The sequence below is a fragment of the Methylobacterium sp. WL116 genome, from assembly GCF_008039455.1.
In the GTDB taxonomy this organism is placed as follows: Bacteria; Pseudomonadota; Alphaproteobacteria; order Rhizobiales; family Beijerinckiaceae; genus Methylobacterium.
In genome coordinates, this window is record NZ_VRUV01000783.1 from 1 (window position 1) to 1,535 (window position 1,535).

Consider the following 1,535-nt stretch of genomic DNA (forward strand, 5'->3'; position numbering starts at 1 on the left):
TGCTGGTACAGTAGCACGCCGCGGCTTCGGCACATCGATCGTGCCGGGCCGGGCGTCCGGCAGGCGCCGGGCCGAAGCGGCGGCGTGCTACTGTACCAGCACGGCCTGGTTGCACATTGTGCCGTCGACGGTGACGTCGGCGTAGCCGAGGCGCAGCCCCAGGATGCGCAGCGTCGTGTCGAGCACCATGTCGAGGGCCGGGGTCACCGCCATCAGCGCGGTCGACAGCAGCGGCCCGAGCAGGGGCGGCACGATCAACCCGTTGATCGAGAGCGACAGGCCCTGGACCAGGCTTCCGGTCAGCGATTGCGTCAGGCCGGTGGTGGACACGGTCTTGGTGACCTGCCGCGTGATCTCGTCGTCGGAGAAGGTCAGGGTCTGCGGCGCCGGGCTGGCGATGGTCGTCCGCGCCGTTCCCTGCACCGTCAGCAGCGGCAGCGCGATGAGGTTCGCGAACCGGCTCAGGTCGGGCGTGCCGGCGCCGACCGCGATGCTGCTGCGCGGGACGTTGGCGACGGCGAGGGTCGCGAGGCCGGGCTGCGCATCCACCGTCGCCTGCCGCCGGGTCGAGGCGGTCCAGGGGCAGGCGACCCCGCGCAGGGTCGCCGAGGCCTGCGCCGCCTCGAGATAGATCGGCAGGGTCACGGTTCCGAGGCCGAGCGGCGCGGTCAGCGTCGTCTCGAGCAGCATCCGCACCTGCGCGGTGTGGACCGTCGCGTTCGGCGTGCCCGGCTGGACGTAGCCGGAATCCTGGCGCCGCTCGCCGATCGCCAGCGTCAGCCGCGTGTTGAGCAGGCCCGGGACCGTCGCGCCGAGGTCGAGCGCGATCTGGTTCTGGCCGTTGGCGTTGGCGGCGATGTCGGAGATCACGTCCATCAGGCCGACGAGGGGGCCGGCCGCGCCCCGCGCCGGGGACAGGGCGGCCGCATCCCCGAGGTCGACGACCTGCGCCACGGGGATCAGCGCCCCGGCGTTGGGCAGCGCGCCCATCAGCTTCGTCAGCGCCGTCACCGCGGCGCCCGCCCCCGACGTGCCCTGTGCCGCGACCTTGAGGGCGGCGGTGAGCTGCCCGACGCTGGCGTTGGCGGCGACGAGGTCGGTGTAGTCCGCCGCCTGGAGGTTTAGGTTGGTCGCCAGCGCGTCGAGGAAGCGGAAGGCGTCGACATGCATCGACAGCAGCGCGTTGTAGTCGAGGACGGAGAGCGAGAGCTTCGTCCCCAGCATCGCCCCGAGCAGGGCGTTGGCGATGCCGCCATCGAGCGCGGCCACGCCGGAGCCGATCGAGATGGCGGCGAACTGCGCGCTCGCGGCCGTGCCCGTCACCTGGATCGGCACGGTCCTGGGCAGGCCGAGCACCTGGGCGAAATGCACCGGCACCCCCGTCCGCAGCCCGACGCGGACGGCGTTGGCGGGGCTGGCGCCGGCCTGGAACCGGCTGGCGGGCGCGATCCTGGCGTTGCCGGCGTAGCTCCCGGGCGAGACCGTCACCGTGGCGGCGGCGTAGCCGTTGTCGGCCAGCGAGCGGCGGGCGAGCG

The 1,535-nt window shown here is 73.4% G+C and carries 1 protein-coding gene; it reads right to left on the bottom strand.

All coding sequences use genetic code 11. The features are described from left to right. Window positions 1–87: 87 nt before the first annotated feature. On the bottom strand, window positions 88–1,535 hold a 1,448-nt coding region (locus FV223_RS27295; protein ID WP_147729828.1), incomplete at its 5' end, for a TadG family pilus assembly protein.